This window comes from Pseudomonas nitroreducens (assembly GCF_010994165.1).
Lineage (GTDB): Bacteria > Pseudomonadota > Gammaproteobacteria > Pseudomonadales > Pseudomonadaceae > Pseudomonas > Pseudomonas nitroreducens.
In genome coordinates, this window is the sequence record NZ_WMBX01000003.1 from 72428 (window position 1) to 87574 (window position 15147).

Sequence of the window (15147 nt, forward strand, 5' to 3'; positions counted from 1 at the left end):
CCTGGCGATGTACCGATACGACGATTACGACCGCGCCCTGGTGCGTGAACGGGTGGCGCAGTTCCGCGACCAGGTGCAGCGGCGCCTGAGCGATGAGCTGAGCGAAGAGGAATTCCTGCCGCTGCGCCTGCAGAACGGCCTGTACCTGCAGAAGCACGCCTACATGCTGCGGGTGGCGATTCCCTACGGCACCCTGTCCAGCGAGCAGATGCGCACCCTGGCCTGGATCGCCCGCGAGCACGACCGCGGCTACGGCCACTTCACCACGCGGCAGAACATTCAGTTCAACTGGGTGGAACTGGAGCGCGTGCCGGACATACTCGAACGCCTCGCCGAGGTCGAGATGCACGCCATCCAGACCTCCGGCAACTGCGTGCGCAATATCACCACCGAGGCCTTCGCCGGGGTCGCCGCCGACGAGTTCCTCGACCCGCGCCCACTGGCGGAAATCCTTCGCCAGTGGTCCACGGTGAACCCCGAATTCCTCTTCCTGCCGCGCAAGTTCAAGATCGCCCTCTGCGCCGCCGAGGAAGACCGCGCGGCGGTGATGATGCACGACATCGGCCTCTACCTGCGCCGCGCTGAAGATGGCGAGCTGCGGCTGAAGGTGCTGGTGGGAGGCGGGCTGGGGCGCACGCCGATGCTGGGCCAGGTGATCCGCGACGACCTGCCCTGGTGGCACCTGCTGTCCTACGTCGAGGCCATCCTGCGCGTGTACAACCGCCACGGCCGGCGCGACAACAAATACAAGGCGCGGATCAAGATCCTGGTGAAGGCGCTGGGTATCGAGGCGTTTTCCCGCGAAGTGGAAGAAGAGTGGCAGCACCTGCGCGATGGCGAGGCGCAGCTGACGCTCGATGAGTACCAACGCGTCGCAGCGGCATTCGATCCGCCGGTCTACGCGCCTTCCGACGAGCTTGCTTACGGCTCTGCGCTGGCTGCCGACGCGGCGTTCGCTCGTTGGGTCTCGCGCAACGTGCGCCCGCACCGCGTGGCGGGGTACGCCAGCGTAGTGCTGTCCACCAAGCCGGGTGCCGAGGCGCCGCCGGGCGATGCCACTGCTGAACAGATGGAGCGGGTAGCCGACTGGGCCGAGCGCTACGGCTTCGGCGAAATCCGTGTCGCCCACGAACAGAACCTGGTGCTGCCGGACGTTCGCAAGGCCGATCTCCACGCCCTGTGGCAGGAGGCTTGTGCCGCTGGGCTGGGTACACCGAACCAGGGCCTGCTGACCGACATCATCGCCTGCCCCGGTGGTGATTTCTGCGCGTTGGCCAACGCCAAGTCGATCCCCATCGCCCAGGGCATCCAGAAGCGCTTCGAGGACCTGGACTACCTGCACGACCTGGGCGACCTCAGCCTGAACATCTCCGGCTGCATGAACGCCTGCGGCCACCACCACATCGGCAACATCGGCATCCTTGGCGTGGATAAGAACGGCAGCGAGTGGTACCAGATCACCCTGGGGGGCGCGCAGGGCGTGAAGAGTGCGCTAGGCAAGGTGATCGGCCCATCGTTCAGTGCCGCCGAGGTGCCGGATGTGATCGAGGCGCTGGTGCAGACCTACGTGGAGCAGCGCGGCGCTGGCGAGCGCTTCGTCGAGACGGTCGAGCGCATCGGCCTGGAGCCTTTCAAGGCGCGGGTCTACCGCCAGGCGGAGGAACCGGCATGAAGAACCTGATTCGCCTGCGCGATGGTGTGGCCGAGCTGGCGCCGAATGATCCCTGGACCTTGCTGCGCGAGGTGCCGGATGAACTGTCCGAAGGCCGACTGATCCTGCCGTTGAAGAGCTGGCTGGCGCTGGAGTCCGGTGACGGTTACGGCGTCTGGCTGGCGCCGGACGAAGACCCCGAGGAGTTGATCTGGCGGCTGAAGGAGCCGGCGCTGATCGCCATCGATTTCCCCAGCTTCCGCGACGGCCGCGGCTACAGCCTGGCCTACCTGCTGCGCAGCCGCCTGGGCTGGCGCGGCGAGTTGCGCGCGGTGGGCGATGTGTTGCGCGACCAGTTGGCGCACCTGCGCCAGTGCGGTTTCGACACCTTTGCCGTGCGCGAGGACAAGTCCGTGGAAGACGCCTTGAAGGGGCTCGCAGGGCTCAGCGTACTTTACGGGCGCTCGGTCATCGAGCCGCGCCCGCTGTTCCGGCGACGCTCCTAGGGCGTCACTATCGCGCACGGCCAAGGCTGCAGTGGGTCGGCCAAGCTTGACGCTGTGCCGGGGGGCAGGAAAAATGCGGGCATCATCCACGGCGCCCCGCGCGCCGCTGGTAACCCACGTATTCGAGTGACCCCCAGAATATGCGCATGCGCCTGATGCTGTTGGGTGGCGGTAATGCCCTTGGACAGGCGCTGATCCGCCTGGGCGCCGAGGAAGACATCGGCTTCCTCGCCCCCCGACCGCCCGACCAGGGATGGGACGCCGCCAGCCTCACTGTGCTGCTGGACGAGACCCGTCCCGACGCGGTGATCAACCTTGCCTACTACTTCGACTGGTTCCAGGCCGAGGCTGTCGAGGCCGCCCGCCTGGCCAGCCAGGAGCGCGCGGTGGAGCGTCTGGCCGAACTCTGCCAGCACCACGAAATCCTGCTGATCCAGCCCTCCAGCTACCGCATATTCGATGGCGCCCGCGCCACTGCCTATAGCGAGAAGGACGAGCCGCTGCCGCTCGGCCCGCGTGGCCAGGCGCTATGGCGCATGGAACAGTGGGTGCGGGCGACCTGCCCGCGCCACGTGCTGCTGCGTTTCGGCTGGCTGCTCGATGACAGCGCCAATGGCGTGCTCGGCCGCTTCCTCGAACGGGCGGAAAAGGAGCAGGTGCTGTTCCTCGCCGACGATCGGCGCGGCAACCCGACCCCGGTGGACGATGCCGCCCGGGTGATCCTCTCGGTACTCAAACAGCTCGACTGCCAGGCGCCGCTCTGGGGCACCTACCATTACGGCGGCCTGGAAGCGACCACCACCCTGTCCCTGGGCCAGGTGGTGCTCGGCGAGGCGCGCGCCTTCCGTGCGCTGGCCGTCCAGGAACCGAGCCCGCAGGCCCATGCCGCGCGCCCCGATGCCGGTGACGAACCGCAGCACGCGGTGCTCGCCTGCAAGAAGATCCTCCACACCTTCGGTATCAAGCCGCGCGCCTGGCGCGCCGGCCTGCCCGCCCTGCTGGACCGTTACTACCGCCATGTCTGATCGCCTCATTCCTTCCGCGCAGCCCATCCTCATCACCGGCGGCGCGGGGTTCATCGGTTCCCATCTGGCGGATGCCTTGCTGGCGCAAGGGTTTGCCGTGCGCGTGCTGGATGACCTGTCCACCGGCAAGCGCGCGAACCTCGATCCGCGCGTCGAGTTGATCGTCGGTGATGTCGCCGATGAAGCCGCGCTGCGCGGTGCGGTGAGCGGTTGCCAGGGCGTCGTGCACCTGGCGGCGATCGCTTCGGTGCAGGCCTCGGTGGAAGACCCGGTGGGCACCCACCGCGCCAACTTCATCGGCACCCTGAACCTCTGCGAGGCCATGCGCCAGGAAGGCATCCATCGGGTGCTGTTTGCTTCCAGCGCGGCGGTCTACGGACAGAACGGCGAAGGCAGCGCCATCGATGAGGACGTGGTCAAGGCGCCACTGACGCCCTACGCCTCGGACAAGCTGGCCAGCGAGTACTACCTGGACTTTTATCGCCGCGAGCACGCGCTGGAGCCGGCGATCTTCCGCTTCTTCAACGTCTACGGTCCGCGCCAGGATCCGTCTTCGCCGTATTCCGGGGTGATCAGCATCTTTGCCCAGCGCGCCGAGCAGGGCTTGCCGATCACCGTGTTCGGCGACGGCGAGCAGACCCGCGATTTCATCTACGTCGGTGACCTGGTGAAGCTGCTGATGACCGCGCTACTGGCGGACGAGGTGGCCGAGTCTGCGATCAACGTCGGCCTGGACCAGTCCACCAGCCTGAACCAGTTGCTGGCCGAGATTGGCAAACTCACCGGCGGCCTGCCGCCGGTCACCTACCAGCCGGCGCGCCACGGCGATATCCGCCATTCCCGCGCCGACAACCGCCGCCTGCTGGCGCGCTATCGCCTGGATGAGCCGACGCCGCTGGCCGAAGGCCTGGCCCAGCTGATCACCACCAGGGTTTGTTGATTGCCAGGAAGAAAACGCCTGCCAGCGAACTCAGGGCGAGCACGCTGAAGACTGCCTTGGGTGCCCGCGAGGTACTGCGCAGGGCGAAGGCTGCGAGCAGGATATAGAGCACCAGCAGGCCGATCTTCACCTGCAGCCAGACCGGCAGCGGCCAGGGCATCGCCAGGTGCACCAGGCCCAGGGCGCTGAGCAGCAGCAGGGTGTCGATCAGGTGAGGCAGGCCGCGCTGCCAGCCCGAGGGCCGTTTGCCCCACCAGCTCAGTCCCAGCCGCAACAGGAAAAGGGCGGTGCTGATGATGGCGAGGCTGACGTGCAGTGCTTTGAGTTCGAGATACATACCGGTTCCCTGAAAATGAAAAAGGCGCCCTTGGGCGCCTTTTCATGTTTGCTCCGTTAGAAACGGTAGCCGAAACCGACCATGTAAACCCAGGGGTCGACGTCGACATCGACTTTGACCTTGCCAACTCCGTCCAGATTGGTGGTCGCTTTGGTGTCGATATCCATGTACCAGACCGCGGCGTTGACGAAGGCGTGCTCGTTGAGCATGTAGTCCATGCCCAGTTCGGCGGCCAGACCCCAGGAGTCCTGCAGCTTCAGGTTGCTGAAGCCCTGGTCCTTGCGGGCGCTGGTGAGGTCTTCGTCGAAGAAGGTGGTGTAGTTCACGCCCAGGCCGCCATAAGGCTGGAAGGCGGAGCCGGTACCACCCATGGGGTAGTACTGCAGCAGGACGGTCGGCGGCAGCTGCTTGATATCGGCCAGTTTGCCGTCCAGGCCTCCCAGGCCCTTCACATCGACCTCATGCTTGAACGGAGTGGCCGCAACCAGCTCGACGCCGATCTTGTCGGTGAGCAGGTAGCTGAAGGTCAGACCCAGTTGGGTGTCGCTGTCGACGGTGGCTTTGCCGCCCAGCGAGGTGCCGTTGGCCTTAAGGCTGCCGCTGCTATCGTCCGGCGCAACGGTGGCGATACCGCCGCGGACGAGGAAGTCGCCAGCCTGGTGGCCACGGATGTCGGCGGCCTGGGCTGCGATCGGTGCTGCGACGGCGAGTGAGAGAAGCGAGGCGGTGAGCCAGGACTTACGCATGATGAGCTCCAATATCTCTTTGGTATAAGTGTTGGTGCTCAGAATAGTAGAGAGCGCTAAAAGCGCTCTTTTGATTTGGCTCAATAAAGACCCCAAGCTTCCCATGGCAAAGGCGTGCGGCAAGATGCCGCACGGTCGTCACTGCCCGGTGTATTCGTAGGGTTCGATGCTGCTGGCCTGCATCTGGTAGCCGGCCTCGGCGAGGTCGCTCTCCACCGCTTTCACGCTCAGCGTGCCGATGATCCAGAACGGTTGGTAAAGCTCGTCGACTTTTACACCCTTGCCGCCTCGAACATAGACGATCTGGTTGGACGGCGGCGGTGGCACGTGGATGCACGCGCCGTAGTAGGGCACCAGCAGGAAGTCGCGGACGGTCTGGCCGTCTTCCTCGACTTCCAGCGGCACGATGTAGCCCGGCATCTTCACCTGCTGGCCATCCAGCGCCTTGACCACCGGGGCGTCGGGTGTCTGTTGCTTCACCGCCGGGCCGCTCTCGGCGTTGAGCACGTCGGAGAGCTTGGACATGTCATGCAGCGGCACGGGCGGTGGAGGCGGCGGCGCGCCCTCGGGGATCAGCTCGGGCCAGGTCAGCTCGCGCGGCGCCGCCCAGACGGCGGCGCTGGTGAGCATCAGCAGCAGGAACAGCAGACGGCGCATGGGACTTCTCTGTAAGGGGCTGGTTCAGAGGCGGATCGACAGGCCATCGGCCAGCGATTGCCGATAGGCACGCCACGCCGGCACACAGCCGATCAGCAGCGCGGCCAGAAGTATGCCGCCCAGCAGCGACCATTCATAGGCGCTGGGCAGCGCCAGTGGCAGGAAGATGCCGTAGTTCGCCTGCACGTAGGCCTGGCTGCCGGCGACGCCGGCATACAGCAGCCCGACGCCCAGCGTCACGCCGGCCAGCGCCAGGGCAAAGGCTTCGGCCACCAGCAGGCTGAAGATGTGCCAGGGGCGTGCGCCCACCGAGCGCAGGATGGCCATTTCCCGACGGCGCTCGTTGAGGCTGGTGAGGATGGCCGTGAGCATGCCGATCAGGCCTGTCAGTACGACGAACAGCGAGACCACGAACAGTGCCTTCTCCGCCGTGCCCATCAACCCCCAGAGTTCCTGCAACGCCACGCCGGGGAGGATCGCCATCAGCGGCTCGCCGTCGTATTCGTTGATCTGCCGCTGCAGGGTGAAGGTGGCGACCTTGCTCTTGAGGCCCAGCAGGAAGGCGGTGATGGCCTTGGGCTGCAGGTCCATCGTCCGCGCCTGGTCCTCGCTGATACGCCCGGCGCCACGGGCCGGTACGCCATTTTTCCAGTCGACGTGCAACGCTTCCATGCCCTGCAGGGAAATGTGCAGGGTGCGGTCCACCGGAGTGCCGGTGCGCTTGAGGATGCCGACCACGGTGAACGGCTTGTCGTCGTGCTGCACCAGGCTGATGGTGCTGACGCCGTGGGCCAGGACGATCTTGTCACCCAGCTTGTAGTGCAGCGCTTGGGCCACTTCGGCACCGAGCACCACGTCGAACAGGTCCTGGCCGAACGGCCGGCCTTCGGACAGTTCCAGCATCTGCCCGCGGCCGAAGCGGTAGTGCTCGAAATAGCCGGTGTCGGTCCCCATGACGCGGTAGCCGCGGTGCGAGTCGCCCAGGGAAATCGGGATCGCCCACTTCACCAGGGGGCTGTGGGTGACGGTTTCGTAGCTTTCCCAGCGGATGTTGTTGGTGGCGTTGCCGATGCGGAACACCGAGTAGAGCAGCAGGTTCACCGAACCGGAGCGGGCGCCGACGATCAGGTCGGTGCCGGAGATGGTGCTGGCGAAGCTGGCCTTGGCCTCGGTGCGTACGCGCTCCACCGCCAGCAGCAGGCAGGCGGAGAGGGCGATGGCGAAGATGGTCAGCAGCGCGGTGAAGCGACGGTTGGAGAGGCTGGCGAGCGCCAGGCGCAACAGGTACATGCTCAGATTCCCGGAGCGCGGGCGGCGCGGTTGAGGTCGGCGAGCGAGACGCTGCGGTCGAACAGCGGCGCCAGGCTCTGGTCATGGCTGACGAACAGCAGGCTGGCGCCGGCCTCGCGGCATTCGGCGAACAGCAACTGGAGGAAGGCTTCGCGGGCGTCGGCGTCCAGTGCCGAGGTGGGCTCGTCGGCGATCACCAGTTCCGGCTGGCCGATCAGCGCTCGGGCAGCGGCGACGCGCTGCTGCTGGCCGATGGACAGGCTGTCGGCGCGGCGCTCGATCAGCGTCGCCTCGCCCAGCCCCAGGTGCTTGAGCAGTGCCTCGGCAGCCTTGGTCACGCTGCCATGGCGCAAGGTGGCCCGTTCGGCGCGGCTGTGGGAGAAATGACAGGGCAGTTCGACGTTCTCGCGGACCGAGAGAAATGGCAGCAGGTTGAACTGCTGGAAGATGTAGCCGGTGTGGTCGACGCGGAAATGATCGCGGCGCGCCGACTTCATCTGCGCGATGTCCTCGCCCAGCAGCTTCACGCTGCCGCGCTGCGGGCGCTGCACACCGCCGAGCAGGCCGAGCAGGGTGGTCTTGCCGCTGCCGGACGGGCCCTTGAGGAACAGGGTTTCGCCGCGGGCCAGGGTGAAGGCGGGAATGTCCAGCAGCTCCGCCTGGCCGGGCCAGGCGAAGCCGAGGTTGTCGAGTGCGAGCAATGCGGTCATTTCAGCGCGTCGTGATCAGAAGTTCAGGGTCGGGTTGGCGGCGGTCAATTCTGCACCTTGCTGGCCGCTCGGGCCGATCAGTTGTACCTGAATCTTCTGGGTCGCCGGGAAGCGCTTGAACAGCGGCGCGAAGTCGAGAGTGGCCAGGTCCTGCGGTTGGGCGCAGGTCAGCTGGTAGTGGGCGTCGATATCGGCGTGGTGGTGACCTTCGTGTTCGTCATGGTCGCCGTCGTCATGGTCATGCTCTTCTGCCTTGGGCGCATCGCCGAACAGCGGGCTGGAAAGCTCCACCGACTGCACGCTGCAATTGGCCGAGGCGGGCAGGGCAAGCAGTTGCAGCGGTTGCTTGAGCTGGGCCTGCACGGTGGCGACCGTGGCCTTGTCGGCGTCGCTGGTGGCGGCATGCTCGAAGCCGACGAAGTTCATCGCCGGGCTGTCCACCTGCAGTTCCAGGGTCTTGCCGTCGAGGGCAACGTTGAGCTGGGCGACGCCATGCTCGTGCTTGCCGAGGCTGCCGTGTTCATGTTCGTCGTGGGCTTGGGCCGCGAGGGGCAGCAGGGCGACAGCGAGGAGCAGGGGGCGCATGGGAGACTCCGGTCTGATGAATGATTTTGTTACGTTATAACAGATGAAAAGTTAAGGCCAGCTTAGCGTGCGTTTGGCGTGGCGCCGATGCCGTGGGAGCATGCGCGAAACCGCGTGAGGAGAAGGGCGATGCTGAGAATCAAGGGCACCATCGGCGACTGGCCGGTGGACCTGACTGTGGAGATGGATGACGCCGACTGGGCCCGGCTGGCGCAGAGCCTGCCGGTGGCGGCCGTTGTGCCGTCCGCGCCGGTTACCGCTCAGCCAGCGGCTGCTGGCCCGGCGGACAAGCTATGGCTGGCCGCGCAGGACCTGTTGCGCCGCAGCGGCAGCACGGAAGGGCCGGAGTTGATGGATGAGCTGGAAGCGCTGGCGGGCAGCACGGGAGCGGCGAAGGGATTGCTAGTGCGCCTGCGGCACAGCCCGCAGGTGAAGATCGAGGTGCGCGATGGCGTGCAGGTCTTCACCTGGGCAGATGAGTAGCCGGGAGACTACAGAAAGAAAAGGCGCCTCGCGGCGCCCTTTTCATCAATACAGCAGATTCGCCAGCTTGCGGCGGTAGGCGATCACCAGCGGGTGATCGTTGCCCAGCAGGTCGAACACCTGGACCAGCGTCTTGCGCGGCAGGTCCTCGCCGTAGCCGCGGTTGCGCGCGAAGAGCTTGAGCAGGGCATCCAGTGCCGCCTCGTACTGCTGGCGCGCCAGTTGCTGCACGGCCAGCTGGTAGGTGGCTTCGTCGTCGTTGGCGTCAGCGGCCAGGCGGGTCTTCAGGGTAGCGGCGTCGGGCAGGTCGGCAGCCTGGCGCAAAAAGGTCAGCTGGGCCTTGGCGGCGGCCAGTGCCTGCTTGTGGTCGTCGCTCTTCACCGCGTCGAGCACGGTTTCGGCTTCACCCAACTCACCGCGCTCGGCGAGGCAGCGGGCGTAGAGGATCAGCGCCGCAGCGTTGCTGTTGTCTTCGCCCAACAGGACTTTGAGCTGCGCTTCGGCCTCGGCGAAACGGCCTTCGTTGAAGGCTGCCTGCGCCAGCTCCAGCGGGTTGCCGGCGGCCGGGGCGGGCGGCTGGACGTGCTGCTCCAGCATCTGGCGGATCGCCGATTCCGGCTGCGCACCGGCGAAGCCGTCCACCGGCTGGCCGTCCTTGAACAGCACCACGGTGGGCAGGCTGCGGATGCCGAAGCGCATCACGATGTCCTGCTCGACGTCGCAGTTGACCTTGGCCAGCAGCAGCTCGCCCTGGTACGACTCGGTGATCTGCGCCAGCAGCGGCATCAGCGCCTTGCACGGGGCGCACCAGTCGGCCCAGAAGTCGACCAGCACCGGCTTGTGGAAGGAGTTCTCGATGACGACCTGATCGAAGTTGGCGATGCTGGCGTCGAAGATGTAGGGCGTATCGCTCATGGGAAATCTCGAATCGAGTGGGGCGATGAAGGTGGTTGCCACTATAAGTGGGGGCGCTGCCTGACGGAAACAACCCGCCCGGTCGGGCAGCGTAATTCCCTTCAGGAGCAATATGGGACGGTGATACGGCCGGGAAGGCCCCAGCGTGCCGATGTCACCCGCGGCGTGCGTGATACAGGCTTACATGGCGGAATTCGGCCGGCTCGGCCAGGTCCGGCCAGGTGCAACCGTCGAGTATGCCCAGGCGCTGGTACAGCGGATGGCTGAAGTCGCGGACCCGCGAATCCGCCACCAGGGCTTCGCGGCCGCGGCTGAGGAACTCGTCCAGCAGCGGCAGGTTGGCGCGGTCGTAGAGCACGTCGGCGACGATGATCAGATCAAAGCGGTCCTCTTCCTGGAAGAAATCCGCCGAGTAGGTCAGCTCCACGCCATTGAGCTCGGCATTGGCGCGGCAGGCGTCCAGCGCCAGCGGGTCGAGGTCGCAGGCCACTACCTCGGCGGCACCGGCCTTGGCGGCGGCGATGGCGGCGATGCCCGAGCCCGCGCCGAAGTCCAGCACGCGCTTGCCACGCACCCATTCGGGTTTCTCGGCCAACCAGTGCGCCAGCACCAGGCCGCTGGCCCAGCAGAAGCACCAGTAGGGCGGCTCTTCGAGGATGCGCCGGGTCTCGTCGGGGCTGAACTCGCGGTCCATGTTGTTCGCATCGATCAGCCACAGGTCGATGTCGGTACCCGGCAGGCGTTCTGCGCACAGGCGTGCGTCGCCGAGCAGTTCGCCCAGGGCCTGTTGCAGGGAAAGCGGTGGCGTCACGGTGCGCGCTCCAGGCGCAGCTCGCCCAGGGCGCGGGTTTCCGGCTGGGTGATGCGCACCGGCGGCAGGCGCCAGGCCAGTTGGCCGGACTGCGAGACGCGGCCATGCAGTTCCACGCGGGCATTGGCCGGGAAGGACTGCGGATTGAAGATCAGCCGGAAGGGCAGCGCCTGGCCGTTGGCGATGAGCTTCTCGCTGGAAAGCAGTTGTTGCGGACGGTCGCGCTCGTCGATCACCAGCAGCGCGACTTCCACTTCACTACCCGCCGGCAGGTAGCCCTGGGAGCTGCTGAGCTGGCCGGAGAGGGCGCGCATGTGCGCCGGCACCGGTTCCAGTGCGGCGGGCGCCGAGTTCTTCGGTGCGGGCGCCGGCGCAGCGGCGGGCACGGGTTTTTCGCTGGCGCAGGCGGCCAGCAGGGCGGTGAGGGACAAGCAGAGCAGGCGGGTGTACATGGCGGGCTCCATCGCGGCAGATTCCAGGCGGGCGCTTATATAGCGTAATGCCTGCGGCTTGTCTGCGGGGAGCAGGGTTTCTTCGGCCAGGCGATGCGCTACCATGGCCCCTTACCTCTTCCTCCGACAAGACTGCCCAAGACTCGCCATGCATTGTCCTTTCTGCGGCGCCCACGACACCAAAGTCATCGATTCGCGCCTGGTCGCCGAGGGCGACCAGGTCCGCCGGCGCCGCGAGTGCCTGGCCTGCGGCGAGCGTTTCACCACCTTCGAGACCGCCGAGCTGGTCATGCCGCGCCTGATCAAACAGGACGGCAGCCGCCAACCTTTCGACGAGGACAAGCTGCGCGCCGGCATGCAGCGCGCGCTGGAGAAGCGCCCGGTGAGCATCGAGCGGCTGGAAGAGGCGCTGGCGCACATCAAGCACAAGCTGCGCGCCACCGGCGAGCGCGAGATCAAGTCGCGGGTGCTGGGCGAGCTGGTGATGGCCGAGCTGCAGAAGCTCGATGAAGTCGCCTACATTCGCTTCGCCTCGGTCTACCGCCGCTTCCAGGACCTCAATGAGTTCCGCGAGGAAATCGAGCGCCTGGCCCGGGAGCCGGCGAAAGAATGAGCGGCGTCGATTCCGTGAACTGCCCGGATGAAGCCTGGATGGCCCGCGCTATCGAGCTGGCCCGCAAGGGCTGGTACACGACCCATCCCAACCCTCGCGTCGGCTGCGTCATCGTCCGCGATGGCGAAGTCGTCGGCGAAGGCTGGCATGTGCGCGCCGGCGAACCCCACGCCGAGGTCCACGCCCTGCGCCAGGCCGGCGACAAGGCCCGTGGTGCCACCGCCTACGTCACCCTGGAACCCTGCAGCCACTTCGGTCGTACGCCGCCCTGCGCCGACGCCTTGATCGGCGCCGGCCTCGCCCGCGTGGTCGCGGCCATGCAGGACCCGAACCCGCAGGTCGCGGGCAGCGGCATGCGGCGCCTTGCCGAAGCCGGTATCGAGGTGCGCTCCGGCGTGCTGGAAAACGAAGCCCGCGCCCTCAACCAGGGCTTCCTCAAGCGCATGGAGACCGGCCTGCCCTTCGTCCGCGTGAAGCTGGCGATGAGCCTGGACGGCCGCACCGCCATGGCCAGCGGCGAGAGCCAGTGGATCACCGGCCCGGCCGCGCGCCGCGCCGTGCAGCGCCTACGCGCGCAGGCCAGCGTAGTGCTCTCCGGCGCCGATACCGTGCTGACCGACGACGCCCGTCTGACCGTACGCCCGGATGAGTTGGGCCTGGACGCCGAGCAGACCGAGCTGGCCTCGCAGCGCCAGCCGCTGCGCGTGCTGATCGACGGGCGCCTGCGGGTGCCGCTGACCGCTACTTTCTTCCAGGCCGGTCCGGCGCTGGTGGTGAGCACCCAGGACGACCCGAACTACGCGGTGGTCGGCCACGAACTGCTCAACCTTGCCGGCCTCGACGGCCAGGTCGACCTGCTGGCACTGCTGAGCGAGCTCGGCCGCCGTGGCGTCAACGAAGTGCTGGTGGAAGCCGGGCCACGGCTGGCCGGCGCCTTCGCTCGCCTCGGGTTGGTGGACGAGTACAACATCTTCATGGCGCCCAAGCTGCTCGGCTCCTCCGCGCGGCCGCTGCTGGAGTTGCCGCTGGAGCGCATGAGCGAATCCCGCGAGCTGAAGATCGTCGACATCCGCGCCGTGGGTGACGACTGGCTGGTCACCGCCAGACCGCTGTGATGGCGCGCCGGCGTAGCCCTCGCCGGCCAGTCGGCGGACGCGCAGTGATCAATAGGAAGCTTCCGACTTGCGCCGGCCTGTGGTAAAACGCCACACGCGGTCGACGCTGTAACGACCGCGATTGACGTTCTCAGGGCGGGGTGCAAGTCCCCACCGGCGGTAATGACGCACAATGCGTCTAGCCCGCGAGCGCCTGTCCAGACCGGTTCGCCGGATGGCCAGGGTCAGCAGACCCGGTGTGATTCCGGGGCCGACGGTCATAGTCCGGATGAAGAGAGAACGGGATAGCCATCGGGGCGTGCCTGCGCGCGTCCGAGAAGTCCCTTCGATCCGATACGCCCTGTTTTCTAACGAAAAACAGGAGTTCGCCTCATGCAATACCTTTCCCTGTTGGCTTCGCGGGCCTGTCGGCCGGCTGCCTTCTCCGTGTGGGAGGCAACATGTTCACCGGCATAATCGAATCCATCGGAACCATCGCATCCATCACCCCGAAAGGCGGTGACGTGCGCCTGTACGTGAAGACCGGCAAGCTCGACCTCGGCGACGTCAAGCTGGGCGACAGCATCGCCGTCAACGGCATCTGCCTGACTGCGGTCGAGCTGCCCGGCGACGGCTTCTGGGCCGACGTCAGCCGCGAGACCCTGGCGCGCACCGCGTTCGCGCAGCTCAAGATCGGCAGCCGGGTGAACCTGGAAAAGGCCCTGACCCCGACCACCCGCCTGGGCGGCCACCTGGTCAGCGGCCACGTCGACGGCGTCGGCGAGATCGTCAAGCGCGAGGAAAACGCCCGCGCCATCCAGTTCACCGTGCGCGCACCGCGCGAGCTGGCCAAGTACATCGCGCTCAAGGGCTCGATCACCGTGGACGGCACCAGCCTGACGGTGAACGCGGTCAACGGCGCCGAGTTCGAGCTGACCATCGTCCCGCACACCGTGCAGGAGACGATCATGGCCGACTACCGCGGTGGCCGCTTGGTCAACCTCGAAGTGGACCTGCTGGCGCGCTACCTGGAGCGCCTGCTGCTCGGCGACAAGGCGGCTGAACCCAGCGCCGGCGCCGGCGGCATCACCGAAGCATTCCTGGCCGACAACGGCTTCCTGAAACACTGAAAAGGCTCGTCCCCGTATGGCACTCAACAGCATTGAAGAACTGCTCGACGACATGCGTCAGGGCAAGATGGTCATCCTCATGGATGACGAGGACCGCGAGAACGAGGGCGACCTGATCATCGCCTCCGAGTGTGTCCGCACCGAAGACATCAACTTCATGGCCCGCTTTGCCCGCGGCCTGATCTGCATGCCGATGACCCGTGAGCGCTGCGAGCGCCTCGGCATTCCGCTGATGGTGCAGCGCAATGGTTCCGGCTTCGGCACCAAGTTCACCGTCTCCATCGAGGCCGCCGAGGGCGTCACCACCGGCATCTCCGCCGCCGACCGTGCCCGCACCGTGCAGGCCGCCGCCGCGAAGAACGCCGTCGCCGCCGATATCGTCAGCCCCGGCCACATCTTCCCGCTGATGTCGCAGCCCGGCGGCGTGCTGGCTCGCGCCGGCCACACCGAGGCGGCCTGCGACCTCGCGCGCATGGCCGGTTTCGAGCCGTCCGGGGTGATCTGCGAGATCATGAACGACGACGGCACCATGTCCCGTCGCCCGGAGCTGGAAGAGTTCGCCCAGCAGCACGGCATCAAGATCGGCACCATCGCCGACCTGATCCACTACCGCCTGATCCACGAGCGCACCGTCGAGCGCCTCGCCGAGCAGCCGCTGGATACCGAGCTGGGCCAGTTCAACCTGATCACCTACCGCGACTCCGTGGAAGGCGACGTGCACCTGGCGCTGACCCTGGGCAAGGTCTGCCCGGAAGAGCCGACCCTGGTACGCGTGCATAACCCCGATCCGCTGCGCGACCTGCTGATGGTCAACCAGGCGGGCCGCTGGAGCCTGCGTGCGGCCATGGCCAAGGTGGCCGAGGCCGGCACCGGCGTGGTCCTGCTGCTGGGCCACCAGGTTGGCGGCGATGACCTGCTGGCGCACGTCCGCGAGATCACCAATACCCCGGCGCCCGCGCAGAAGCCGACCACCACCTACAGCACCGTGGGTGCCGGTTCGCAGATCCTGCGCGACCTGGGCGTGCGCAAGATGCGCCTGATGTCGGCACCGATGCGCTTCAATGCGATATCCGGCTTCGACCTGGAAGTAGTAGAATATCTGCCCGCTGACGGGCAGCCCTGATCGCTGCTGCGCTTGGTCAGGCCGCGTTGGAAGCCGCCTCAAAATGCTCATTTACTTCAGTAAACTGCGCTTTTTCGGC

The 15147-nt window shown here is 66.7% G+C and carries 18 protein-coding genes and 1 riboswitch; of the genes, 9 read left to right on the top strand and 9 right to left on the bottom strand.

Features of this window, described 5'->3' with window-relative positions:
• Positions 1–7: 7 nt before the first annotated feature.
• The 4 genes from GJV37_RS13690 (at position 8) to GJV37_RS13705 (ending at position 4122) form a co-directional block, all read left to right on the top strand.
• Positions 8–1672, top strand: coding sequence for a nitrite/sulfite reductase (locus GJV37_RS13690; RefSeq protein ID WP_170859982.1), 1665 nt, complete (start codon positions 8–10; stop codon positions 1670–1672).
• Entirely contained in the window at positions 1669–2157 is a 489-nt protein-coding gene (locus GJV37_RS13695) for a DUF934 domain-containing protein (protein WP_170859983.1), read from the top strand. Before GJV37_RS13690 ends, GJV37_RS13695 begins: the two co-directional genes overlap by 4 nt.
• A 140-nt stretch (positions 2158–2297) precedes the next feature.
• Positions 2298–3182, top strand: coding sequence for a sugar nucleotide-binding protein (locus tag GJV37_RS13700; protein WP_024764024.1), 885 nt, complete (start codon positions 2298–2300; stop codon positions 3180–3182).
• Positions 3175–4122 (top strand): NAD-dependent epimerase/dehydratase family protein, encoded by a 948-nt coding sequence (locus GJV37_RS13705; protein WP_084357998.1) that lies wholly within the window; start codon positions 3175–3177, stop codon positions 4120–4122. Before GJV37_RS13700 ends, GJV37_RS13705 begins: the two co-directional genes overlap by 8 nt.
• Here the strand turns inward: GJV37_RS13705 and GJV37_RS13710 are convergent.
• The 6 genes from GJV37_RS13710 to GJV37_RS13735 form a co-directional block, all read right to left on the bottom strand.
• The gene (locus tag GJV37_RS13710; protein ID WP_024764022.1) at positions 4103–4459 is read right to left on the bottom strand and encodes a SirB2 family protein; all 357 of its coding nucleotides are present in this window, start codon (positions 4457–4459) and stop codon (positions 4103–4105) included. The genes GJV37_RS13705 and GJV37_RS13710 overlap by 20 nt on opposite strands.
• A gap of 56 nt (positions 4460–4515) precedes the next feature.
• Complete coding sequence (locus GJV37_RS13715; RefSeq protein ID WP_193452644.1) at positions 4516–5205, bottom strand: OmpW/AlkL family protein; 690 nt, start codon at positions 5203–5205, stop codon at positions 4516–4518.
• A 138-nt stretch (positions 5206–5343) separates the two neighbouring features.
• Positions 5344–5862 carry a DUF3299 domain-containing protein gene (locus GJV37_RS13720; RefSeq protein ID WP_024764020.1) on the bottom strand — a complete coding sequence of 173 codons (519 nt, stop codon included), beginning with the start codon at positions 5860–5862 and terminating at the stop codon, positions 5344–5346.
• Between the two features lie 24 nt (positions 5863–5886).
• Entirely contained in the window at positions 5887–7152 is a 1266-nt protein-coding gene (locus GJV37_RS13725) for an ABC transporter permease (RefSeq protein WP_024764019.1), read from the bottom strand.
• A 2-nt stretch (positions 7153–7154) separates the two neighbouring features.
• On the bottom strand, positions 7155–7862 hold the full coding sequence (locus GJV37_RS13730; protein WP_024764018.1) for an ABC transporter ATP-binding protein: 708 nt from the start codon (positions 7860–7862) through the stop codon (positions 7155–7157).
• 15 nt (positions 7863–7877) lie between these two features.
• Positions 7878–8447: a DUF2796 domain-containing protein gene (locus GJV37_RS13735; RefSeq protein WP_193452645.1), complete on the bottom strand. Its 570-nt coding sequence runs from the start codon at positions 8445–8447 to the stop codon at positions 7878–7880.
• Positions 8448–8576: 129 nt separating this feature from the next.
• Between GJV37_RS13735 and GJV37_RS13740 the strand changes: the two genes are divergently transcribed.
• Positions 8577–8930, top strand: a complete 354-nt coding sequence (locus GJV37_RS13740; protein WP_024764016.1) for a hypothetical protein — start codon at positions 8577–8579, stop codon at positions 8928–8930.
• 45 nt (positions 8931–8975) lie between these two features.
• Here GJV37_RS13740 and trxA read toward each other — a convergent pair whose 3' ends face one another.
• The 3 genes from trxA to GJV37_RS13755 form a co-directional block, all read right to left on the bottom strand.
• A complete protein-coding gene (gene trxA, locus GJV37_RS13745) occupies positions 8976–9845 on the bottom strand; it encodes a thioredoxin (RefSeq protein ID WP_024764015.1) in 870 nt (289 codons plus the stop codon).
• Between the two features lie 154 nt (positions 9846–9999).
• Positions 10000–10656, bottom strand: a complete 657-nt coding sequence (locus GJV37_RS13750; protein ID WP_024764014.1) for a class I SAM-dependent methyltransferase — start codon at positions 10654–10656, stop codon at positions 10000–10002.
• On the bottom strand, positions 10653–11120 hold the full coding sequence (locus GJV37_RS13755) for a YbaY family lipoprotein (RefSeq protein ID WP_024764013.1): 468 nt from the start codon (positions 11118–11120) through the stop codon (positions 10653–10655). The genes GJV37_RS13750 and GJV37_RS13755 overlap by 4 nt, the downstream gene beginning before the upstream one ends.
• A 136-nt stretch (positions 11121–11256) precedes the next feature.
• Between GJV37_RS13755 and nrdR the strand changes: the two genes are divergently transcribed.
• The 4 genes from nrdR to ribBA all read left to right on the top strand — a co-directional run bounded on the left by nrdR (position 11257) and on the right by ribBA (position 15068).
• Positions 11257–11721 (top strand): transcriptional regulator NrdR, encoded by a 465-nt coding sequence (nrdR, locus tag GJV37_RS13760; RefSeq protein ID WP_024764012.1) that lies wholly within the window; start codon positions 11257–11259, stop codon positions 11719–11721.
• The gene (gene ribD / locus GJV37_RS13765; protein ID WP_152619059.1) at positions 11718–12836 is read left to right on the top strand and encodes a bifunctional diaminohydroxyphosphoribosylaminopyrimidine deaminase/5-amino-6-(5-phosphoribosylamino)uracil reductase RibD; all 1119 of its coding nucleotides are present in this window, start codon (positions 11718–11720) and stop codon (positions 12834–12836) included. The genes nrdR and ribD overlap by 4 nt, the downstream gene beginning before the upstream one ends.
• Positions 12837–12958: 122 nt before the next feature.
• A riboswitch (FMN riboswitch) is annotated at positions 12959–13121 on the top strand.
• A gap of 155 nt (positions 13122–13276) precedes the next feature.
• On the top strand, positions 13277–13945 hold the full coding sequence (locus tag GJV37_RS13770; protein WP_024764011.1) for a riboflavin synthase: 669 nt from the start codon (positions 13277–13279) through the stop codon (positions 13943–13945).
• 16 nt (positions 13946–13961) lie between these two features.
• Positions 13962–15068, top strand: coding sequence for a bifunctional 3,4-dihydroxy-2-butanone-4-phosphate synthase/GTP cyclohydrolase II (gene ribBA / locus GJV37_RS13775; RefSeq protein WP_170859986.1), 1107 nt, complete (start codon positions 13962–13964; stop codon positions 15066–15068).
• Positions 15069–15147 lie beyond the last annotated feature (79 nt).